A 20,573-nucleotide genomic window follows, 5' to 3' on the forward strand; every position below is an offset into this window, starting at 1 on the left:
CTGCCTGCCGCTTGATCCCTCGAAAGTGTGATTTGCGCGGCGCAACCACTCTGGCTCGCGCCTTTGCGGCGGATGGAGAATGACCGGGCGGTCGCGAAAACGCGGAGACCAAGCGTTTGCTTGGCCTCCGGGCGTTTCGGCGGTGTAGGAAAGCCCCGTCAGACGGTCGACAGGAAGGCGCTGCCGGCTTCCTGCCACTGGGCGATCTCGATACGGATGCGCTTCTTGTCCAGCTTGCCGACGCTGGTCTTGGGAATATCGGTAACAACCGCGATCTGCGAGGGGATCGCCCACTTGTTGATGTTGCCCTGCTCGACGAAAGGCTTGAGGTGCTCCTTCAGGCCACGGGCGTCCAGTTGCTGGCCCTCGCGCACCACCAGCAGGGCGAACGGGCGCTCGCCCCATTGCGGATCGGGCACCCCGACCACCGCCACTTCGCGTACCGCCGGATGGCGGCTGATCAGGTCTTCCAGCTCCAGGGAGGACAGCCACTCGCCGCCGGTCTTGATCACGTCCTTGATGCGGTCGCGGATCTCGATGAAGCCCATGCCGTCCAGGGTCGCCACGTCGCCGGTGTGCATCCAGCCGCCGCGCCACAACTCCTCGCCGCGCTCGGGTTCGCGGAAATACCCCTGGGTCAGCCATGGCGAGCGCAACACCAGCTCGCCCTGGGACTCACCGTCGGCCGGGAGGAAGCGGCCCTGTTCGTCCATGATCGCCGCATCCACCAGCGGCACCGGCACGCCGGCCTTGATCCGGTAGGTGGTGCGCTCGTCCTCGCTTCCGGCCAGCAGTTCGTCGTTGAGGTAGGCGCAGGAAATCAGCGGACAGGTCTCCGACATGCCGTAGGCGGCGGTCAGTTGGATGCCGCGCGCCTTGGCCGCCTCGTAGAGCGAGCGGTTCAGCGCGCTCCCGCCGATGATCACCTTCCAGCCCTTGAAGTCCACGCCCTGGGCAGCCCTGGCGTTCATCACCATCTGCAGGATGGTCGGCACGCAGTGGGAGAAGGTGACCTTCTCGCGCTTCCACAGTTCGACCAGCAGTTCCGGATCGTAACGCCCGGGATAGACCTGCTTGACCCCGAGCATGGTCGCCACGTACGGAGTGCCCCAGGCGTGGACATGGAACATCGGGGTGATCGGCATGTACACGTCGCTGGTACCGAGCAGGCGGATGCTGTCCAGGCTGCCGATGGTCGAAGCCATCGCCAGGGTGTGCAGGACCAGTTGCCGGTGGCTGAAATACACACCTTTCGGATTGCCGGTGGTGCCGGTGGTGTAGAAGGTGGTGGCGATGGAGTTCTCGTCGAAATCGGGGAAGTCGTAGCGCGGGCTGGCCGCGGCCAGCAGCGACTCGTATTCGCCGACCAGGCCGGGCAGTTCCGCGCTCTTCTCCGCGCCGTCGGTGAGCAGGATGGTCCGCTCCACCGTGGCCAACTGCCCCGCCACCGCCTGGTAGAGCGGGACGAACTCGCTGTTCACCAGCACGAAGCGATCCTCGGCGTGGTTCATGGTGTAGAGGATCTGTTCCGGGGAGAGGCGGATGTTGATGGTATGCAGCACCGCCCCGATCATCGGGATGGCGAACATGCATTCCAGGTAGCGATGGCTGTCCCAGTCCATCACCGCCACCGTGTCGCCGGCCTTCACCCCAGCCTCGCTGAGTACGTTGGCCAGGCGCGCGACGCGCTCGTTGAAGGTGGCGTAGCTGTAGCGCACCTGGTCGCGGTAGACGATTTCATGACTCTTTTCGTAACGACGGCCGGAAAGCATCAGGCTCTTGATCAGCAACGGATACTGATAAGCGCCGGCGGCGGCCGGGATGAGACGGGTCTTCAGCATGGGGCGTACACCTGGGAGCGGGTTCGTTGTCAGGATGAGGCCGACTCTAGAGCCGTCGGCGGGCTTTGTTCATCAGTCAAAAGAGTGATTTGCCCCGTGACCTTTCGGAGCCTCCCGGTCACAAGATAGAATCCGCCCACTGAATCGTTCAGACCCTATCCAGAACAAGAGGTAACGTTCCATGTCCGATATCGTCATCGTCGCCGGCGCCCGTACTCCCATGGGCGGCTTCCAGGGCAGCCTGGCCGGCGTTTCCGCGGTCGACCTGGGTGCCGTCGCGATCCGCGAAGCGGTGCAGCGCGCCGGCATCGCCGCCGAGGACGTACAGGAAGTGATCATGGGTTGCGTCCTGCCCGCCGGCCTGAAGCAGGGCCCGGCCCGCCAGGCCGCGCTGGCGGCCGGCCTGCCCGCCGCCACCGGCTGCACCACCATCAACAAGCTGTGCGGCTCGGGGATGAAGGCGGTGATGCTGGCCCACGACCTGCTCAAGGCTGGCACCAACCAGGTGATGGTCGCCGGTGGCATGGAAAGCATGTCCAACGCGCCCTATGTCCTGGAGAAAGCCCGCAGCGGCCTGCGCATGGGCCACGGCGAGATCAAGGACCACATGTTCCTCGACGGCCTGGAGGACGCCCGTACCGGCCGTTTGATGGGTTCGTTCGCCCAGGAGACCGCCGACAAGTACGGCGTGACCCGCGAGGAGATGGACGCCTATGCCATCGAATCGCTCAAGCGCGCCCAGGCCGCCATCGCCGATGGCTCGCTGGCGGCGGAAATCGTCCCGGTCACCGTCACCAGCCGCAAGGGCGAGAGCGTGGTGAAGGACGACGAGCAACCGCTGACCGCCAACCTGGAGAAGATCCCGAGCCTCAGGCCGGCGTTCCGCAAGGACGGTACCATCACCGCCGCCAATGCCAGCTCGATCTCCGACGGCGCCTCCGCGCTGGTCCTGATGACCGCCGAGGAAGCCCAGCGCCGTGGCCTGAAGCCGCTGGCGCGAATCGTCGGCCATGCCACCCAGAGCCAGGACCCGAGCGAGTTCACCCTGGCGCCGATCGGCGCGATGACCAACCTGTTCGCCAGGACCGGCTGGAGCAAGGACGACGTCGACCTGTTCGAGATCAACGAAGCCTTCGCCATGGTCACCATGCTCGCCATGCGCGAACACGGCCTCGATCATGCCAAGGTCAATGTCTATGGCGGCGCCTGCGCCCAGGGCCATCCGGTCGGTTCCACCGGCTCGCGGATCATCCTCACCCTGATCAACGCCCTGCGCCAGAAAGGCGGCAAGCGCGGCGTCGCCTCGCTGTGCATCGGCGGCGGCGAAGCCACCGCCGTGGCGCTCGAACTGCTCTGATACGGCGTTGAGCCATCGGCGCCCGGCCGGCTCGCGCTGTCCGGGCGCCCTCTTCCTCAGGTGCCCACCGCGGCGCTGCGCGCCGGACGCGGAAACACCAGCGCCGCGGCGAAGGTCAGCGCGGCGAAGCCCGCCAGTACCAGGTACAACCCCAGCAGCCCCTGCCGTGGTTCCAGGTAGGCAATCATCGGGATCGCCGCCGCGCTGGCGCCGAACGACAGGAAATAGCGCAGGGCGAAGACCCGCGCCTGCCACTGCGGCGCGACGAAGTGGGCGACCATCGCATCGTTCACCGTCACCTGGCCGAACACCGCGAACATGAACAGCGCGCCGAACAGCACCACTGCGCTGCCGTGGCCGTAGGCCAGGGCCAGCAGCAGCGGCACCTGGCAGAAGGTGAGGAAGACGAACGGCAACTTCAGGTTCAGGCGATCGATCAGGCGCCCCATGATCAGTTGCGCCACCGCGCCGAAGGCATAGGCCAGGCTGACCACCACGCCGAGGGTCTGCGGCGACGCCAGCAAGTCGCTCAGGCGCTCCTGGAACAGCTTCGGGTAGGTCACGGTGCTGGCGTTGAACACCACCCCGCCGGTGGCGGTGACCAGCGCCAGCACGCCGAACACCCGGCGCATCGACAGGCCCTCGCTGTCCTCGCCACGCGCCGCGGCCTTGGCCGACAGGTGCGGCGATGGCTCCTCGCGCACGCAGAAGAAAAAGCCGATGCCGAGCAGGATGGCCACCCCGCCGGGCAGGATGAACGCCGCACGCCAACCGAAGTGCGCGGTGAGAAAGCCGGTAAGCAGCGCGGCGAAGGCGACCCCGAGGTTACCCCACATGCCGTTGATGCCGATCTCGCGGCCGCGGTTCTCCGCGTGTGCCACCAGCATCGCGGTGCCGACCGGGTGGTAGATCGCGGCGAATACCCCGATCAGGGTCAGCCCGGTCACCAGCATCGGTACGCTGCCGGCCAGCCCGGTGAGCAGTGCGGCGGCGCCGATACCGAAGAAGAACAACAGCATCATCCGCCGCCGGCTCCAGGTATCGCCCAGCCAGCCGGCCGGCAGCGAACAGGCGCCGAAGGCGATGAAACCGCCCAGCGACAGGCCGATCAGACCGGCGTAGTCGAGGTCGAAGCTGCCGGCCATGCCGAGCACGGCGGCGGGGAAGATCAGCATGAACATGTGGTCGATGACATGCGCGGCGTTGATGAAGCGGATAACGGTTCGAGGTCGGTTCATGGCGTGCGGCCTGAATGGTCGGTGAGGAATGGGCGTCATGACCCGGGCATGATAGGTTGACCGAAAAGCGCAGACAGGACAGCGAGGTCATCGAAACGGACATGCTGATCGAGCACCGCCCGGACGGCCTGCTGGCCGCCATCTCCCTCGACTTCCCCGACGGCCATCACCTGGGGCGGCATTTCCACCCGCAGGCGCAGTTCCTCTACGCCGCTCGCGGCCTGATGCGCCTGGCCACCCACCACGGCGCCTGGGTGATCCCGCCGACCCGCGCGGTATGGATTCCGCCCCGGGTGGAGCACGAGATATTCATGTCCGGCGAGGTGCACATGCGCACCCTGTTCATCGAGCAACCCGAAACGCCGACACCGCTAAGCGACTGTTGCGTACTGGCGGTGACGCCGCTGCTGCGGGAAATGATCCTGCGCGCCATCCACCTCGAGAGCCAGCCGCGCCTGGACGACTTCCGCCAGCGCCTGCAAGGGCTGATCCTCAGCGAGATCGCCAACCTCGAACGGATGCCGCTGTACCTGCCGATGCCCCGCGACCGCCGCTTGCAGGCGATCTGCCAGGCATTGCTGAAACAGCCGGAACTGGGGCTGACCCTCGATGACTGGGGCCTGCGGGTCGGCGCCAGCTCGCGCACCCTGGCGCGGCTGTTCGCCCAGGAACTGCAGATGAGCTTCCATGAGTGGCGCCAGCAATTGCGCCTGACCGAAGCCCTGCCGCGCCTGCTGGCCGGCGACAGCGTGCAGGTGGTCGCCCGCGACCTCGGCTACGGCAGTACGCGGGCCTTCAGCAGCATGTTCCGCCGCCTGCTCGGCGAAACCCCGCGCGACTACCTGGGGCGACTGGAGCAACTGGCACGGGTCAGGGGCCGCGAGGACTGATGCCCCACGGCGCAACGCCAAGCAATGGCGAGTCGGCGGATAACGCCTGCGGCGTTATTCGCCCTACCAAGGCTTCAGTAGGGCGCATCCGCCGCTCCCGTAGGGCGGATAACCGCAGCGCGGCTATCCGCCGAACCGGCCTGGATGGTGCAAGGCGGGAACGCGAGGATTGACGCCCTACGGCGCAACACCGAGCACTGGCGGATCGGCGGACAAAAAGAAGCCCTCCAGCGGAGGGCTCTCGGAAAAGGGCGCCGGAGCGCCCGGATGGGATCGTCGATCAGTGCGGGACGCCCAGCCCCGCCGCGCTCATGAACAGGCGCATCAGCCAGGCGGCGACGCCCAGGGCCAGCACGCTGGCGGTCCAGATACCCGCCAGCCAGGCCAGGCGTCGCCAGAGCGCTGGCTTGGCCGCGCTATCTCGTTCGGGATGACTCGGCGTACGGACCATATGCGGCGCCTCCTCAGTGATAGCCATCGCCGTGCTTCACCTTGCCGCGGAACACGTAGTAGCTCCAGGCGGTGTAGCCGAGGATGAAGGGAATGATGAACAGCGCGCCGACCAGCATGAAGCCCTGGCTCTGCGGCGGCGCCGAGGCCTCCCAGATGCTCACCGCCGGCGGGATGATGTTCGGCCACAGGCTGATCCCCAGGCCGCTGTAGCCGAGGAAGATCAACACCAGGGTGAGCACGAACGGCTTCACGTGGTCGTTGTTGGCCACCGAGCGCAGCAGCGCATAGAAGGTCACCAGGACCAGGATCGGCACCGGCAGGAACCAGAACAGGTTCGGCAGGCTGAACCAGCGTGCGGCGATCTCGGCATGGGCCAGCGGCGTCCACAGGCTGACCACCCCGATGATCGCCAGCAGCACCAACGCCAGCGGGCGCGCCAGGTCGTGCATGCGCTCCTGCAGGCGGCCTTCGGTCTTCATGATCAGCCAGGTGCAGCCGAGCAGGGTGTAGGCGACGATCAGGGCCAGGCCGCAGAACAGCGGGAACGGCGCGATCCAGTCCAGCGAACCGCCGGCGAAGCTGCGGTTCTCCACCGGGATGCCTTCGATGAAGGCGCCCAGCGCCACGCCCTGGAAGAAGGTCGCCACCAGCGAACCGCCGATGAACGCCTTGTCCCAGATGTGCTGCTTGGCCGGCTTGGCCTTGAAGCGGAACTCGAAGGCGACGCCGCGGAAGATCAGCCCGACGAGCATGAAGATCAACGGCAGGTAGAGCGCCGACAGGACCACCGCGTAGGCCAGCGGGAAGGCCCCGAACAACGCCGCGCCGCCCAGCACCAGCCAGGTCTCGTTGCCGTCCCAGACCGGCGCCACGGTGTTCATCATCACATCGCGGTCGCCGCTGTCCTTGAAGAACGGATAGAGCATGCCGATGCCCAGGTCGAAGCCGTCCATCACCACGTACATCATGATGCCGAAGATGATGATGACCGCCCAGATGAGGGGAAGATCGATACCCATGTCTCAGTTCCTCTTGTCCTGGTCGCGGTCGGCCGCTTGCGCGTGGCCGTCGTGCTCTTCGTCGAAACCTTCGCCGGCGGCCGACAACGGCCGTGCCGGCGTGCGCTTCTGCCCGGCGCCTCCCGGGTTGGTCTCGCGTCCCTCATGGGTGACCGGGCCCTTGCGCACCAGGCGCATCATGTAGCCGATACCGACGCCGAACAGCGAGAAGTACACCACCACGAAGGTCAGCAGGGTCAGGCTCATCTGCGTCACGCTCTGCGCCGAGGAGGCGTCGGCGGTGCGCATCAGTCCGTAGACCACCCAGGGCTGGCGGCCCATCTCGGTGGTGAACCAGCCGGCGAGGATCGCGATCAGGCCGGACGGTCCCATCAGCAGGGTCAGGCGCAGGAAGGCCTTCGAGTTGAACAGCTTGTCCTGGCCGCGCCAGCGCAGCCACAGGCTCCAGACGCCGACCAGGATCATCAGCATGCCGAGGCCGGCCATGATCCGGAACGACCAGAACACCACGGTGGAGTTCGGCCGGTCTTCCGGCGGGAAGTCCTTCAGCGCCGGGATCGGCTCGGTCAGGCTGTGCTTGAGGATCAGGCTGCCGAGCACCGGGATCTCCACCTTGAAGCGGGTTTCCTCGCGCTGCATGTCCGGCCAGCCGAACAGGATCAGCGGGGTCGGCTCGCCGCTGCTGTTGTCCCAGTGGCCTTCCATCGCGGCGATCTTCGCCGGCTGGTGCTCCAGGGTATTGAGGCCATGGGCGTCGCCGATCAGCGCCTGTACCGGGGCGACGATCAGCGCCATCCACATGGCCATCGAGAGCATCTTGCGGATCGCCGGGTTGTCGCGCCCGCGCAGCAGGTGCCAGGCGGCCGAGGCGCCGACGAAGAAGGCGGTGGCGAGGAACGCGGCGACCGACATGTGCAGCAGGCGGTAGGGGAACGACGGGTTGAAGATCACCGCCACCCAGTCCACCGGGATCACCCGACCGTCGACGATCTCGAAGCCCTGCGGGGTCTGCATCCAGCTGTTGGAAGCGAGGATCCAGAACGTCGAGATCAGCGTGCCGATCGCCACCATCACCGTGGCGAAGAAATGCAGGCCCGGTCCCACGCGGTTCCAGCCGAACAGCATGACGCCGAGGAAACCGGCCTCGAGGAAGAACGCGGTGAGCACCTCGTAGGTCAGCAGCGGACCGGTGATGGACCCGGCGAAGTCGGAGAAATGGCTCCAGTTGGTGCCGAACTGGTACGCCATGACCAGCCCGGACACCACGCCCATGCCGAAGTTGACCGCGAAAATCTTCGACCAGAAATGATAGAGGTCGCGGTAGACCTCTTCGTTCGTTTTCAGCCAGAGGCCTTCCAGTACGGCCAGGTAGCTGGCCAACCCGATGGTGATCGCCGGGAAGATGATGTGGAAGGACACGGTGAACGCGAACTGGATGCGGGCAAGGTCGATAGCCTCCAATCCGAACATGGCAACTCCTCTTCAGGTTCTCGGCCCTTCCGGCTTACGTGCGGATTCGGCCGTGCTTCCTCACGCGCAACGCTACGCAAGGTTTTGGAACACATCCTTCAGCTATCGTTCTTGTCATTGGAAAGCGACCGCAGCCCTGGATGGCAGGAATGCGGGAAGGGTCGCAAGCAGATTCCCGGACCACCCGCCTTGATGCAGAGCAATTCGGTACGAAAATCTTACCCGTTAGCCTAGACCGTCCTGCTGTGGTCGGTTGTCGCGAGACAAATTGCCTCAGCTCTCGCATATTCATTAATAGAATATAAAAATAAACAAATAATATTTTTATGGAATAAAAAGAGTCGCTACTCTCCCCTTCAAGCCGCCCCTCGCGTGTTGGCGCCCCTCCTTCACCGCCCTGCGCGCAGCGGCGGACATCGCCCTACAAGGATCGAAGAATGAAAAAACTGCTCCTGCTGACTGCCCTGGCCTCCGTCATCAGCGTTTCCGCCAGCGCCGCGGAAAAGCTCATCGTCGCCGCCACGCCGATCCCCCATGCGGAAATCCTCGAACTCATCAAGCCGACCCTGGCGAAGGAAGGCGTCGACCTCCAGATCAAGGTGTTCACCGACTACGTGCAGCCCAACGTGCAGGTCGCCGAGAAGCGTCTGGACGCCAACTACTTCCAGACCCTGCCGTACCTGGAGAACTTCAACAAAGGCAAGGGCACCAACCTGGTCACCGTGGTCGGCGTACACGTCGAACCCTTCGGTGGCTATTCGAGGAAATACAAGTCGCTGGCCGAGCTGCCCGACGGCGCCACCGTCGCCATCCCCAACGAAGGCAGCAACAGCGGGCGCGCCCTGCTGCTGTTGCAGAAGGCCGGCCTGCTCAAGCTGAAGGACCCGAACAACGCCCTGGCCACGCCCAAGGACATCGCCGAGAACCCGAAGAACCTGAAGTTCAAGGAACTCGAATCGGCCCTGTTGCCGCGCGTGCTGGACCAGGTCGACCTGGACCTTATCAACACCAACTACGCGCTGGAGGCCAAGCTCAACCCGGCCAAGGACGCGCTGGTCCTGGAAGACCGCGACTCGCCCTATGTGAACTACCTGGTGGCGCGTCCGGACAACAAGGACAGCGACGCCCTGAAGAAGCTTTCCGCCGCGCTGACCAGCCCGGAAGTGAAAGCCTTCATCGAGAAGAAATATGCCGGCGCGGTGGTCCCGGCCTTCTGACCCCAGCCCGTCCCGACTCCCACGCTGGGCGCCGTTGCAGCGCCCCTTGTTCACGCCGGTGTCGCATGGCTTGCACCGGCGTTTCTTTTTCCGCAACGGCCCCCGCCCGCAGCCGTCCCGGTCCGTCGTCGCGGCGCAGGCGCTGGAGGCGCCCCGTGCCGTCAAGGAGTTACCCATGAGCGAGAAACCACGCCCCGCGCCGTTGACCTTCCCCGACGCCGACCGCAGTCCGCTGAGCATCCGCGCCAAGGCCCTGGTGTTCTTCGACCCACGCTCGCACCGGGTCCGCGAAGAACTCGAGCGCCTCGCGCCGCAGGGCCAGCCGGTGCTGATCGAAGGCGAGACCGGCACCGGCAAGGAGCTGCTCGCCCGGCAGATCCACCGCCACAGCGAACGCGCCGGTCTGTTCGTCGCGGTCAGTTGCAGCGCCCTCAGTCGCAACCACGCCGAAGCCGAGCTGTTCGGCTACGCCCCCGGCGCCCACAACGGCCCGGTCGGCAGCCGCGCCGGCTGGTTCGGTTCGGCCAATGGCGGCACCCTGTACCTGGACGAGATCGGCGACCTGCCGCTGACGTTGCAGGCCAGGCTGCTACAGGCGCTGGAGGAACGCGAGGTGCTGCGGGTCGGCGCGCAGCAGCCGATTCCCCATGACGTGCGCCTGGTCACCGCCACCAGCGTCGACCTGGACCAGGCGGTGCGCGCCGGCAAGTTCCTGGCCGGCCTGCAGCAGTACCTGCACGACGGCCGCCTGAGCCTGCCGCCATTGCGCGAACGTCCGGGGGACATCCTGCCGCTGGCGGAATACTTCGTCGGTGTCTATGCCCAGCGCCTGGACCTGCCGGTGCCGGCCATCGGCGTGGAGACCCAGCGGATCCTCGAGAGCTATCCCTGGCCAGGCAACATCCGCGAACTGGAAAACGTCGTCCACTTCGCCCTGCTGGTCAGCGACAAGGAAGAAATCCTACCGCAGCATCTGAATTTTGGCGGGGCAACGCCAGACCCATCGCTGGCCGGTCTGCGGCGCCTGCTCGGCCAAGCCGGAGCGCCGTCGCTGGAGCAGGTACAGGCCCTGCTCCTGCAACTGGCCACCGAGCAGGCAGGCGGCGACGAGGAGGCGGGAAGGCGGCGCCTGGGACTGGCGGCGAACTGAAGGAATCCTTCGGCGAACGTGCGGGAAAAGCGCGGCGCCGAAGGCTCCCATACGTCCGAAGGATTGGCTCCCGGGCCCTCGATCGTGTTTATATTGAACGCTTGATCAAATTAAGGACGAGGAGACCAGCCTGTTTTGACTGACGCACAATCGCCCTCCGCCACCCCCTCCGCCCCCACGCCCATCCGCATGAATCCCCCGGTGTTCTACGGTGCGGCGATCCTGATCCTGCTGTTCGCCGCGGTGGTCATCGGCTTCCCCCAGCGCGCCGGCGAATGGTTGCTGGCCGCACAGACCTGGGCCTCGCAGACCGTCGGCTGGTACTACCTGCTGGCGATGACGCTGTACCTGATCTTCGTGGTGGTCACCGCGCTTTCCGGCTACGGCAAGATCAAGCTCGGTGCCGACCACGACGAGCCGGAATTCAGCTACCTGTCCTGGGCCGGCATGCTGTTCGCCGCCGGCATCAGCATCACCCTGTTCTTCTTCTGCGTATCCGAGCCGTTGACCCACTTCCTCCAGCCGCCGCAAGGCGAGGCCGGTACCCAGGAAGCCGCGCGGCAGGCCATGGAACTGCTGTTCCTGCACTGGGGCCTGCACGGCTGGGGCGTGTTCGCCCTGGTGGCGATGGCCCTGGCCTACTTCGCCTACCGCCACAACCTGCCACTGGCCCTGCGCTCGGCGCTCTACCCGTTGATCGGCAAGCGCATCAACGGGCCGATCGGCTACACGGTGGACTGCTTCGGCATCATCGCCACGGTGTTCGGCCTCGGCGCCGACATGGGCTTCGGCGTGCTCCAGCTCAACTCCGGGCTGGACTACCTGTACGCCATCCCGCATACCCACCCGGTGCAGATGGCGCTCATCGTGCTGATGATGGGCGCGGCGATCTCGGTGGCGGTCTCCGGGGTCGACAAGGGCATCCGCATCCTCTCCGACATCAACATGCTGCTGGCCTGCAGCCTGCTGCTGTTCGTGCTGTTCGCCGGTCCGACCCAGCACCTGCTCAACACCCTGGTGCAGAACGTCGGCGACTACCTCGGCCACCTGCCGGGCAAGAGCTTCGACCTCTACGCCTACGGCGGCCCCAGCGACTGGCTGGGCTCGTGGACGGTGTTCTACTGGGCCTGGTGGATCGCCTGGGCGCCCTTCGTCGGCCTGTTCATCGCGCGCATCTCGCGCGGCCGGACGATCCGCGAATTCGTCTTCGGCGTGCTGTTCATCCCGCTCGGCTTCACCCTGGCGTGGATGTCGATCTTCGGCAACAGCGCCCTGGAGCAGGCCCTCGGCGGCGCCAGCGAACTCGGCCGGGTGGCCATCGAGCAGCCGTCGATGGCCCTCTACCAGATGCTCCAGAACTACCCCTGGAGCCGCGCGGTGATCACCGTCACGGTGCTGGTCAGCTTCGTCTTCTTCGTCACCTCGGCGGACTCCGGCACCGTGGTCCTCTCCACCCTCTCCGCCCACGGCGGCAGCGCCGACGACGACGGACCGAAGTGGCTGCGGGTGTTCTGGGGCTCGGTCACCGCGCTGGTCACCGGCGGGCTGCTGTTCGCCGGCAGCATCGACGCGCTGAAGTCGGCGGTGGTGCTGACCTCCCTGCCCTTCTCGCTGATCCTGCTATTGATGATGTGGGGCCTGCACAAGGCCTTCTACATGGAGTCGCAGCGCCAGCGGGCGCGGAGCCACTCCCTGGCGCCGCTGATGAGCGGCAACGGCAAGCGCTCCGGCGGCTGGAAGCGACGCCTGTCGCAGGCCGTGCACTTCCCCTCGCGGGACGAGGTGTACCGCTTCATGAACGACGTGGTGCGCCCGGCGATCAGCGAGGTTTCCGAGGTGTTCCGCGAGAAGGGCCTGGCGGTGGACGCCCAGCTCGACCCGGGCAACGCCTCGCTGAGCCTGGAGATCGGTCATGGCGAGCAGCATCGGTTCCTCTACCAGGTGCTGATGCGCGGCTACTTCACGCCGTCCTTCGCGCGTGCCGGCATGGGCGGCCTGCACCTGAAGAATCGCCGCTACTTCCGTGCCGAGGTGCATCTCGCCGAAGGTAGCCAGGACTACGATCTGATGGGCTACACCAAGGAGCAGATCATCAACGACATGCTCGACCAGTACGAGCGGCACCTGCAGTTCCTGCACCTGGTGCGTTGAGCGCAGGAAAAGGGGGCGCGCAGGGCGCCCCTTCCCTCATCCTCCGTCCCTGACCGCGGGGAATGACGCTAGCGGCAACATCCCATCCCCGTGCAGCTGCGAATCCCTCAGCGCGCCAGCACTCGCCGGTAGAACAGCACGCAGATCGCGACGAATACCACCAGTCCCAGCCACTGGGCGATGCCCGCGAAGCCGGCGCCGGCCAGCGCCAGCGGCGCGTCCTCGCCGGTGGCGCCGATCACCCCGGCGAGCAGGATGCCCATCAGGCTCTCGCCGACGATCAGCCCCGAAGCCAGCAGCACGCCGCGTCGCTTCGGCTCTTCGGCATAAGCCTCTTCGTCGACCCCGGCCGCCGCCGCACGCTTCTTCAGGGCATTTTCCAGCAGCCAGGAAATCAGCGCACCGACCACCAGGGTCATGCCGATGGTCGGCGGCAGGTAGATCCCCAGGCCCACCGCCAGCACCGGCAGGCAGGCCTTGCCGGTACGGCGCAGGAGCAGGTCGACGAGGATCAGGGCGATGCCCAGGGCGACGCCGATGAGGATCATGTTCCAGTTCAGCGCGTCGTGGAAAATCCCGCTGGCGATCGCCGTCATCAGGGTCGCCTGCGGCGCGGCCAGGGCCTGGCCGGGGTCCATTCCCTCGCGCGGCAGGGCCCCGGTGAAGCCGTAGGCGCTGTAGAGCAGTTCCAGCACCGGGGGGATCACCAGCGCGCCGACGATGCAGCCGACGATCAGCGCGACCTGCTGGCGCCAGGGCGTGGCGCCGACCAGGTAGCCGGTCTTGAGGTCCTGCAGGTTGTCGTTGGAGATCGCCGCGATGGCCAGCACCACCGAGGTGGTAAACAGCGCCAGGGCGATCGCCAGCTTGCCGTTCTGGCGGTCCAGCAGGCCGCCCTCGATGCTGCCGAAGCCGAGTATCAGCAACGACACCAGGATGACCGCGATGATTCCGATCCCCGAGATCGGACTGCTCGACGAACCGACCAGGCCGGCCATGTAGCCGCAGGCGGCGGCGATCAGGAAGCCGAAGAAGAAGGCGAACACCACGCATACCGCCACCAGACTCCAGAACTGCGGGCTGGCCATGTCCGGCGCGGCGGCACCGAGGAAGTGGCTGAAGACCACGAACAGCGAGACCAGCAGTATCCCGGCGATCAGCAGGATCCACTTGGCCGGCATGTCCAGCTCGGTGCGCAGGCTGTTCGCCTGGCTATTGCCGCGCACTGCCCCGAGGGAGGCCCAGACGCCCCGCACCATCGGCTTGAACAGGGTCGCCAGGGTCCACAGCGCGGCCACGCCGATGGTGCCGGCGCCGAGGAAGCGCACCTGCGAACTCCACAGTTGGGTGGCCAGGTCCGACAGGCTCTGGCCGTCGGCCGGCACGCTGTTGACGGTCAGCAGCGGCACCGCGACGCCCCAGGAGATCACCACGCCGATGAGGATCGCGATGCCGGCGGTGATGCCCATCAGGTAGCCGGCACCGACCAGCGCCAGGGAAAAACCGGTGGAAAGGCGGAACGCCGCCTGCCCGGCACTGAGCCAGACGCTGAAGCCTTCGGCGAGAACCTTGAAGCCGCTGCTCCAGAGGCTGAACAGCGCCGCCACCAGGCCGCCGCCGAGGATGTCGTAGAGCCCCGGCGCGTTACCGGCGGCACGCGGCGCGCGGGCGTCTTCCTCGTCCTCGGCGCCGTCGCTGCCGACCCGGAGGATTTCCGCCGCCGCCACCCCTTCCGGATACGGCAGTTCGCTTTGCACCACCATCACCCGGCGCAGCGGAATGGTATAGAGCACCCCGAGAATGCCGCCGATGGAGCAGATCGCCGCGGTCTGCCAGAACGGGAAGCCACTCCAGTAGCCGATCATCAGCAGGCCGGGAAGGATGAAGATGATCGAGGACAGAGTGCCGGCCGCCGAGGCCTGGGTCTGCACCATGTTGTTCTCGAGGATGTTGGCGCCGGAGAAGTAGCGCAGGACGGCCATCGAGATCACCGCCGCCGGGATCGACGAGGCGAAGGTCAGGCCGACCTTCAGACCGAGGTAGACGTTGGAGGCGGTGAAGACCACGGTGATCAGCGCACCGAGGATCAGGCCACGCAGGGTGAGCTCTGGCAGGGTCAGCTCATCCGGGATGCGTTCTTGCATGGATGAAAACTCTCGAAACAATTGGACCCGCCAAGCTTAGGCGAGAGCGGCACGCCGGGACACGACAGCGAATGTCGCAGAGGCGACCTTTTCGAGAGCAAAAGCTGGCGGAACGGACAGTTGCCGGCGCGGGCCGCCGGAGGAAGCCCGCGCGCGGCGTCGTCAGAAGGGCTTGTCGCCGAGGATGGTGGCGCGATGCATGACCCGCCGCTGTGGCCGGTAATCGTCCACCGCGTAGTGCTGCGTCACGCGGTTGTCCCAGAACGCCACGTCGTTTTCCTGCCAGCGCCAGCGCACGGTGAATTCAGGTCGCGTGGCATGGGCGAAGAGGAACTTCAGCAGCGCATCGCTCTCGGCCGGCTCCAGTTCGTTGATGCGGGTGGTAAAGCCATCGCTGACGAACAGGCCCTTGCGCCCGGTGACCGGATGGGTGCGCACCACCGGATGCGAGCGCGGCGGATTCTTCAGGCGGGCCTCCTCCAGGCGCGCCAGGTCGGCCTCGGTGACGCCGAAGCGCTCGCGGGGGAAGGACTTGCCGATGTCGTGGGTCGCCGTGAGACCGTCCAGCAGACGCCGCAGCGGCGCCGACAGCGCCTCGTAGGCCGCCGTGCTGCTCGCCCAGAGGGTGTCGCCGCCGTACGGCGGCAATTGCTTGGCGGCGAGCACCGCCCCCAGCGCCGGGGTCTCGAGGAAGGTCACGTCGGTGTGCCAGATGGCATTGTCGCGCACGTCGGTGACCGCGGTGTCGAGGACGATGACCTCCGGCTGCTCCGGCACGCTGGGGTAGATCGGATGGATGTGCAGGTCGCCGAAGCGGGCGGCGAAGCGCGCCTGGCTCCTGGGTTCCAGCGACTGGTCGCGGAAGAACAGCACCTGGTGTTCGAGCAGGGCCTGCTCGATGGCCCGCTGGCCGGCGTCGTCCAGCGGCGCGCCGAGGTCGATGCCGGAAACGATGGCGCCCAGGGCCGGGCTGATGGGTTGGATGGTCAGGCTCATGTCGTGCTACTCGTCGGGCAGGTTGCGGGCGCGCCCTGCGCGCCCTCGCTCCGGCCTTCGCCGCGTGGGTGAAGGTCGGTTCGGAAATGACTCGGGACTCTCGCGCTCAACCCCAGGCGGCGAAGCGCCGCTGGACCCAGCGCAGCCCCAGTTCGAAGGCCAGGGCGATGGCGGCGATCAGCAGGATGCCGACCACCACCACGTCGGTGGCGAGGAATTGCGCGGCGGACTGGACCATGAAGCCGAGGCCGCGGTTGGCCGCGATCAGCTCGGCGGCGACCAGGGTCGACCAGCCGACGCCGAGGGCGATGCGCAGGCCGGTGAGGACCTCCGGCAAGGCGCTCGGCAGGATCACGTAGCGCACCACCTGCCAGCGGCTGGCCCCCAGGCAGCGCACCGCCTGCACCCGCGATCGGTCGACGCGACGCACGCCGGCGGCGGTAGCGATCAGCAGCGGCGCGAACAGCGCCAGGTAGATCAGCAGCACCTTGCTCAGCTCGCCGATGCCGAACCAGATGACGATCAACGGCAGGTAGGCCAACGGCGGGATCGGCCGGTAGAACTCCACCAGCGGATCGAGGGCCGCTCCGGCCAAGGGGTTGAGGCCCATCAGCACGCCCAGCGGGATCGCCGTCAGCACCGCCGCGCCGAGCGCCAGGAGCACCCGCAGCAGACTGGTGCCGACGTGTTGCAGCAGGCTGGCATCGAGGTAGCCCTCCTGCCATAGCCGTTGCAGGGCTTCGAAGAGCTGTTCGGGCGCCGGCAGGAACAGCACGTCGACCCAGCCGAAACGGGTCGCCGCCCACCACAGCAGGGCCAGGGCCAGCACGCTGGCACCGGCGGCCCAGCGCCGACGGTCGCCGGGCAGGCGCCGCTTGCGCGGGACAGGCTTGGCGGCGGCGAGTCCGAGGGTATCAGTGGGCATGTTCGGCCTCCGCGACATCGAGGAATTCGTCCAGCAACGCCTGGCGCAAACGGCCGAACTCGGGATCGGCCTTGATCGAGCGCACCGTTTCGCCGGCGGCGTAGCGCCGCGCGAAGTCCACCGGCAGGCGCTTGACGATGCGCGCCGGCGGGCCGTCCATCACCACCAGGTCGGTAGCCAGGAACAGGGCCTCGTCGACGCTGTGGGTGATCAGGAAGAGGCCCTTGCCGGTCTGCTTCCACAGGTCCAGCAGGAGCACCTGCATGCGTTCGCGGGTCAGCGCGTCGAGCGCGCCGAACGGCTCGTCGAGCAGCAGGAAGTCCGGCTCGACCGCCAGCGCGCGTGCCAGCCCGAGGCGTTGCCGCTGGCCGCCGGAGAGCTGGGCGACGGACTGCTCGGCGTACTCCTGGAGGCCCACCAGTTGCAGGACCTGGCGCGCCCGCGCGGTGCGCTCGGCCTTGCCCAGGCCACGGATGCGCAGGCCCAGGGCGACGTTGTCGAGGGCGTTGAGCCAGGGCATCAGGGCGTCGTCCTGGAATACCACGCCGCGCTCGCCGCCAGGCCCTTCGAGTGTCCGGCCGTCGATCTGCACGCGTCCCTGGTCCGGCTTCTGGAAACCGGCAAGGATGTTCAGCAGTGTCGACTTGCCGCAGCCCGAAGGACCCAGCACCACCAGCGACTCGCCCTTGGCCAGGCCCAGGCTGAGATCGCGGAGGATGGCGCGGCGCTGGCCGCGCTGTTCGAATGAGAGGCTGATCGCCTCGGCCGTCAGACGGCTCATGTGTTCTGCCCTCCGTAGGGTAAGAAAGCCTCCGCTCCGACAGGCCGGAGCGGAGGCGCGGAATTCAGCGCTGGCCGACCTGGACCTGCTCCGCCTGGCGCACGAAGTCGGCGCTGACGTAGGGCGAGTAGTCGCCGAGGACGGCCGGCACGCGCTTCTGTTCCTTGAGGAATTCGGCAGTGCCGGCGATAGCCTTGGCGGTGCCGCCGCCGAGCAGGTCGGCGGACAGTTGCGCCTGGCTTTCCGGGAAGGTCGAGCCGGCCAGCAGTTCGGGGACGTCCCTGGGATCGGCGCCGGTCAGCCGGGCGATCTTCTTCACCGGCTCGGAGTCGGCGGTCCATTCGGCCTTGTGCGCGTTGTAGTCGGCGAAGGAATCGAGGCTGACGCGGGCGAAGCGGGCGACGATTTCAGGATGCTTCTCGGCGAAGTCCTTGCGCGCCACCCACACCTCGAATGTCGGCGCACCCCACTGGCCGACTTCGGCGGCGTCGGTGAGGACCTTGCCGCTTTTCTTGATCTCGCCCAGCGCCGGCGACCAGACGAAGGCCCCGTCGATGTCGCCGCGACGCCAGGCGGCAGCGATCTCGGCCGGGTTGAGGTTGACGATCTTCACCTTGGACGGATCGATCTGCCAGTGCTTGAGGGCGCCGAGCAGGCTGTAGTGGGAGGTTGAAACGAACGGGGTAGCGATGGTCTTGCCGGCCAGGTCCTCGGGTTTCCCGATCCCGCTTCCATTGCGCACCACCAGCGCCTCGGCGGCGTTGATCTGCGCGGAAACGATGAAGGCGACGATCGGCAGCTTCCGCGAGGTCGCCGCTGCCAGCGGGCTGGACCCGATGTTGCCGAGTTGCAGGTCTCCGGAGGCGAGCGCGGCGATCACTTCCGGACCGCTGTTGAAGCGGCGCCAGTCGATCTTCTCGCCGATGGCTTTCTCGTACAGGCCATCGGCCTGGGGCACCTTGGTCGGGTCGATGCCGGTCTGGTAGCCGACCGTGATGTCGGCGGCCTGGGCGGCGACGGAAAGGCTGGCAAAGGCCAGGGCTGCCACCAGGCGGTGCAGGGAATTCGGGCGTTTCATCGGGCGAACCTCGGAGGCAACGGTGCCGCGCTCCGGAGGAGAACGGACCAGGGACGGGCAATGGGTGGCGACAGCGAGTCCGGTGGTCCGGTGCGATGCAGATTACAGATATAAAAAAATCGATATAAATAATATTTTGGAATTAGTTTATGAGCGCGAATGCGCCCCCGGATGCCCTTCCGCCCTTGCTCCATGCCCCGTCCCTACAGGGCCGCGCCCAGCAGACGGGCTTCCAGGGCCTGTCGGCGCAGGCAGGCGAGCAGCCCGGCGCGGGCCACCGCCTCCGCCTCGCTCGCCAGCAGCGACGCCGCCGCGCTTTCGCGGAATGTCAGCGCGCCGCCGCGGGCGAATGCCGCCTGGAAGGACTCCGCCGCCAGTTCGACAAGACGCAGCGCGAGGGCGAGGAGACGCGGCGCCTCTCCCTGCCCCGCCACGTCGCCCGGCACCCGCGCAGCCTGGCCCAGGTCGAGGTTGGCCTGGGCCAATCGGGTCAAGCCTTCGCGCAGTTGCCCGCACGGGGTCGGCGGCAGGCCAGGCGGCACCAGGATGTCCTCGGGATGCAGCCGCAGCCGCTGGTAATGCAGCCGCTGCCCGGCGGGCAAGAACAGCCCCGAGCCATCGGCGAGGCCGGAGATGTCGATGCCTGCCCGCCCCGTTTCGGCGACAGCGATCAGGTGAGCGCGGGAGGGCGCGTGCCAGGCTGAGATCAGCAAGCGATCCACGTCTTCCACGGCGAAGCAATCGCTACCCCGTCCACCCACCAGGAAACCGCCCCGCCAGTGCTCCTGCGCTTCGGGCTGGGCGCGCCGCAGATCGACCGCCTCGCTCCACAGCCAGCGGCGCTCGACGCTGGCCGGCAACAGGCGGCGCTGCTGTTCAGGACTACCCAGCAGGCGAATGGAAGCGATCTGCAGATGATGCAGGGCCAGGCGCCGTGCCAGCTCGAGTTCCTGCTCGGCCAGGTGGCGGACGCCAGCGAAGATTTCCCCCCAGTCCCGCTCCATGCCGGCGAACACGCGCGGCACTGCCAGCGCCAGCAGTCCACTGTCGCGCAGGCTTGCCGCCCAACCGGCCATGGGTCGCGGTGTCCTGGGGTCGGGCGAGTGGAGCCGGGCTTCGCTCATGCGGCACCTCGAACGGGGAGCGAGGGCCAGGCGTTGGCGCGAGGTAAGCAGGCTCCGGTGATGGAAAGGGACGGGATGTCCTGCTTATAACCCTAATGGATGAAACCCTAACCTATAAATAACCAATAATCCTTAACTAAGAACCGGAGGCATGCGCCCCTGGCAGAACCATGAGGATGCGTCGGGCAACCGACGCCGGCATCATTCCGGACAGCCGCGAAAACCTCTGTAACGGCTCTGTCATGCGCGTCGTGCGAGGAAACAAATAAGCGGAGAAAAGGGAACCTTATTCGCGCCAAGCTGTTTAAAATCACGCCCGTTTCTGTGCGAGGCCCCTCGCGCAGTCTTTTACCAAGGAGCTACACCACCATGGCACTGACCAAAGACCAACTGATCCAGGACATCGCCGAAGCCATCGACGCGCAGAAGACCACCGTTCGCAGCGCGCTCGACCAGCTCGCCGAGATCGTCAAGGACGCCCTGGAGAACGATGGCGAAATCACCCTGCCGGGTATCGGCAAGCTGAAGGTCTCCGAGCGTCCCGCGCGCACCGGCCGCAACCCGCAGACCGGCAAGGCGATCGAGATCGCTGCCAAGCGTGTAGCCAAGTTCGTTCCGGCCAAGGCGCTGACCGACGCGATCAACGGCTGATAACGGCCGCCGCATCCCGCACGGATGCGCAGGAAAAAAGCGCAGGAGCCTGGCCTCCTGCGCTTTTTTCGTTTTCGGGGAGCCGCTG

The 20,573-nt window shown here is 66.8% G+C and carries 17 protein-coding genes; 6 read left to right on the top strand and 11 right to left on the bottom strand.

Annotated features, from left to right (window positions below):
- Nucleotides 1-158: 158 nt before the first annotated feature.
- The gene (locus tag HMPREF1224_RS22280; protein WP_003103012.1) at nt 159-1,841 is read right to left on the bottom strand and encodes a fatty acid--CoA ligase; all 1,683 of its coding nucleotides are present in this window, start codon (nt 1,839-1,841) and stop codon (nt 159-161) included.
- 181 nt (nt 1,842-2,022) lie between these two features.
- Here HMPREF1224_RS22280 and HMPREF1224_RS22285 point away from each other — a divergent pair, with 181 nt between their 5' ends.
- On the top strand, nt 2,023-3,198 hold the full coding sequence (locus tag HMPREF1224_RS22285; RefSeq protein WP_003103022.1) for an acetyl-CoA C-acyltransferase: 1,176 nt from the start codon (nt 2,023-2,025) through the stop codon (nt 3,196-3,198).
- Nucleotides 3,199-3,254: 56 nt separating this feature from the next.
- On the opposite strand, the gene HMPREF1224_RS22290 is transcribed toward HMPREF1224_RS22285, so the two are convergent.
- Nucleotides 3,255-4,436 (bottom strand): MFS transporter, encoded by a 1,182-nt coding sequence (locus HMPREF1224_RS22290; protein ID WP_003093049.1) that lies wholly within the window; start codon nt 4,434-4,436, stop codon nt 3,255-3,257.
- A 101-nt stretch (nt 4,437-4,537) separates the two neighbouring features.
- Between HMPREF1224_RS22290 and HMPREF1224_RS22295 the strand changes: the two genes are divergently transcribed.
- Entirely contained in the window at nt 4,538-5,326 is a 789-nt protein-coding gene (locus HMPREF1224_RS22295) for an AraC family transcriptional regulator (RefSeq protein WP_004345774.1), read from the top strand.
- A gap of 280 nt (nt 5,327-5,606) precedes the next feature.
- Here the strand turns inward: HMPREF1224_RS22295 and HMPREF1224_RS22300 are convergent, their stop codons facing one another.
- The 3 genes from HMPREF1224_RS22300 to cioA are packed head-to-tail and all read right to left on the bottom strand — an operon-like array spanning nt 5,607 to nt 8,268.
- On the bottom strand, nt 5,607-5,777 hold the full coding sequence (locus HMPREF1224_RS22300) for a DUF2474 domain-containing protein (RefSeq protein ID WP_003103026.1): 171 nt from the start codon (nt 5,775-5,777) through the stop codon (nt 5,607-5,609).
- A gap of 13 nt (nt 5,778-5,790) precedes the next feature.
- The gene (cioB, locus tag HMPREF1224_RS22305; RefSeq protein WP_003093053.1) at nt 5,791-6,798 is read right to left on the bottom strand and encodes a cyanide-insensitive cytochrome bd quinol oxidase subunit II; all 1,008 of its coding nucleotides are present in this window, start codon (nt 6,796-6,798) and stop codon (nt 5,791-5,793) included.
- A 3-nt stretch (nt 6,799-6,801) separates the two neighbouring features.
- Entirely contained in the window at nt 6,802-8,268 is a 1,467-nt protein-coding gene (cioA, locus tag HMPREF1224_RS22310) for a cyanide-insensitive cytochrome bd quinol oxidase subunit I (RefSeq protein ID WP_003093054.1), read from the bottom strand.
- A gap of 437 nt (nt 8,269-8,705) precedes the next feature.
- Between cioA and HMPREF1224_RS22315 the strand changes: the two genes are divergently transcribed.
- The 3 genes from HMPREF1224_RS22315 (at nt 8,706) to betT (ending at nt 12,786) form a co-directional block, all read left to right on the top strand.
- A complete protein-coding gene (locus tag HMPREF1224_RS22315; protein WP_003093057.1) occupies nt 8,706-9,485 on the top strand; it encodes a MetQ/NlpA family ABC transporter substrate-binding protein in 780 nt (259 codons plus the stop codon).
- A gap of 175 nt (nt 9,486-9,660) precedes the next feature.
- Nucleotides 9,661-10,635 (top strand): sigma 54-interacting transcriptional regulator, encoded by a 975-nt coding sequence (locus HMPREF1224_RS22320; protein ID WP_010793402.1) that lies wholly within the window; start codon nt 9,661-9,663, stop codon nt 10,633-10,635.
- A gap of 189 nt (nt 10,636-10,824) precedes the next feature.
- Entirely contained in the window at nt 10,825-12,786 is a 1,962-nt protein-coding gene (gene betT, locus HMPREF1224_RS22325) for a choline BCCT transporter BetT (protein WP_003119234.1), read from the top strand.
- Nucleotides 12,787-12,893: 107 nt separating this feature from the next.
- Here betT and HMPREF1224_RS22330 read toward each other — a convergent pair whose 3' ends face one another.
- The 6 genes from HMPREF1224_RS22330 to HMPREF1224_RS22355 form a co-directional block, all read right to left on the bottom strand.
- Nucleotides 12,894-14,930, bottom strand: coding sequence for an OPT family oligopeptide transporter (locus HMPREF1224_RS22330; RefSeq protein WP_003114310.1), 2,037 nt, complete (start codon nt 14,928-14,930; stop codon nt 12,894-12,896).
- Between the two features lie 162 nt (nt 14,931-15,092).
- The gene (tauD, locus tag HMPREF1224_RS22335; RefSeq protein WP_003159356.1) at nt 15,093-15,926 is read right to left on the bottom strand and encodes a taurine dioxygenase; all 834 of its coding nucleotides are present in this window, start codon (nt 15,924-15,926) and stop codon (nt 15,093-15,095) included.
- 106 nt (nt 15,927-16,032) lie between these two features.
- Complete coding sequence (locus HMPREF1224_RS22340) at nt 16,033-16,851, bottom strand: ABC transporter permease subunit (RefSeq protein WP_003093070.1); 819 nt, start codon at nt 16,849-16,851, stop codon at nt 16,033-16,035.
- Nucleotides 16,841-17,632 carry a taurine ABC transporter ATP-binding protein gene (locus tag HMPREF1224_RS22345; protein WP_003114313.1) on the bottom strand — a complete coding sequence of 264 codons (792 nt, stop codon included), beginning with the start codon at nt 17,630-17,632 and terminating at the stop codon, nt 16,841-16,843. Before HMPREF1224_RS22345 ends, HMPREF1224_RS22340 begins: the two co-directional genes overlap by 11 nt.
- 64 nt (nt 17,633-17,696) lie before the next feature.
- The gene (gene tauA, locus HMPREF1224_RS22350) at nt 17,697-18,710 is read right to left on the bottom strand and encodes a taurine ABC transporter substrate-binding protein (RefSeq protein ID WP_003110398.1); all 1,014 of its coding nucleotides are present in this window, start codon (nt 18,708-18,710) and stop codon (nt 17,697-17,699) included.
- A 203-nt stretch (nt 18,711-18,913) separates the two neighbouring features.
- On the bottom strand, nt 18,914-19,834 hold the full coding sequence (locus HMPREF1224_RS22355; protein ID WP_003143037.1) for an acyl-CoA dehydrogenase family protein: 921 nt from the start codon (nt 19,832-19,834) through the stop codon (nt 18,914-18,916).
- Between the two features lie 324 nt (nt 19,835-20,158).
- Between HMPREF1224_RS22355 and HMPREF1224_RS22360 the strand changes: the two genes are divergently transcribed.
- A complete protein-coding gene (locus HMPREF1224_RS22360; protein WP_223198316.1) occupies nt 20,159-20,485 on the top strand; it encodes an HU family DNA-binding protein in 327 nt (108 codons plus the stop codon).
- The last annotated feature ends 88 nt before the right edge of the window (nt 20,486-20,573 follow it).

The sequence above is a fragment of the Pseudomonas sp. P179 genome (assembly GCF_000478485.2).
GTDB lineage: Bacteria > Pseudomonadota > Gammaproteobacteria > Pseudomonadales > Pseudomonadaceae > Pseudomonas > Pseudomonas aeruginosa.

What these genes read in the sequence shown, in the direction of transcription:
- HMPREF1224_RS22290 (WP_003093049.1), bottom strand. Translation starts at nt 4,436, where the DNA reads ATGAACCGACCTCGAACCGTTATCCGCTTCATCAACGCCGCGCATGTC.
- HMPREF1224_RS22285 (WP_003103022.1), top strand. Translation starts at nt 2,023, where the DNA reads ATGTCCGATATCGTCATCGTCGCCGGCGCCCGTACTCCCATGGGCGGC.
- HMPREF1224_RS22295 (WP_004345774.1), top strand. Translation starts at nt 4,538, where the DNA reads ATGCTGATCGAGCACCGCCCGGACGGCCTGCTGGCCGCCATCTCCCTC.
- HMPREF1224_RS22340 (WP_003093070.1), bottom strand. Translation starts at nt 16,851, where the DNA reads ATGCCCACTGATACCCTCGGACTCGCCGCCGCCAAGCCTGTCCCGCGC.
- betT (WP_003119234.1), top strand. Translation starts at nt 10,825, where the DNA reads ATGAATCCCCCGGTGTTCTACGGTGCGGCGATCCTGATCCTGCTGTTC.
- HMPREF1224_RS22330 (WP_003114310.1), bottom strand. Translation starts at nt 14,930, where the DNA reads ATGCAAGAACGCATCCCGGATGAGCTGACCCTGCCAGAGCTCACCCTG.
- HMPREF1224_RS22355 (WP_003143037.1), bottom strand. Translation starts at nt 19,834, where the DNA reads ATGAGCGAAGCCCGGCTCCACTCGCCCGACCCCAGGACACCGCGACCC.
- tauD (WP_003159356.1), bottom strand. Translation starts at nt 15,926, where the DNA reads ATGAGCCTGACCATCCAACCCATCAGCCCGGCCCTGGGCGCCATCGTT.
- HMPREF1224_RS22280 (WP_003103012.1), bottom strand. Translation starts at nt 1,841, where the DNA reads ATGCTGAAGACCCGTCTCATCCCGGCCGCCGCCGGCGCTTATCAGTAT.
- HMPREF1224_RS22320 (WP_010793402.1), top strand. Translation starts at nt 9,661, where the DNA reads ATGAGCGAGAAACCACGCCCCGCGCCGTTGACCTTCCCCGACGCCGAC.
- cioB (WP_003093053.1), bottom strand. Translation starts at nt 6,798, where the DNA reads ATGGGTATCGATCTTCCCCTCATCTGGGCGGTCATCATCATCTTCGGC.
- tauA (WP_003110398.1), bottom strand. Translation starts at nt 18,710, where the DNA reads ATGAAACGCCCGAATTCCCTGCACCGCCTGGTGGCAGCCCTGGCCTTT.
- HMPREF1224_RS22345 (WP_003114313.1), bottom strand. Translation starts at nt 17,632, where the DNA reads ATGAGCCGTCTGACGGCCGAGGCGATCAGCCTCTCATTCGAACAGCGC.
- HMPREF1224_RS22315 (WP_003093057.1), top strand. Translation starts at nt 8,706, where the DNA reads ATGAAAAAACTGCTCCTGCTGACTGCCCTGGCCTCCGTCATCAGCGTT.
- HMPREF1224_RS22300 (WP_003103026.1), bottom strand. Translation starts at nt 5,777, where the DNA reads ATGGTCCGTACGCCGAGTCATCCCGAACGAGATAGCGCGGCCAAGCCA.
- cioA (WP_003093054.1), bottom strand. Translation starts at nt 8,268, where the DNA reads ATGTTCGGATTGGAGGCTATCGACCTTGCCCGCATCCAGTTCGCGTTC.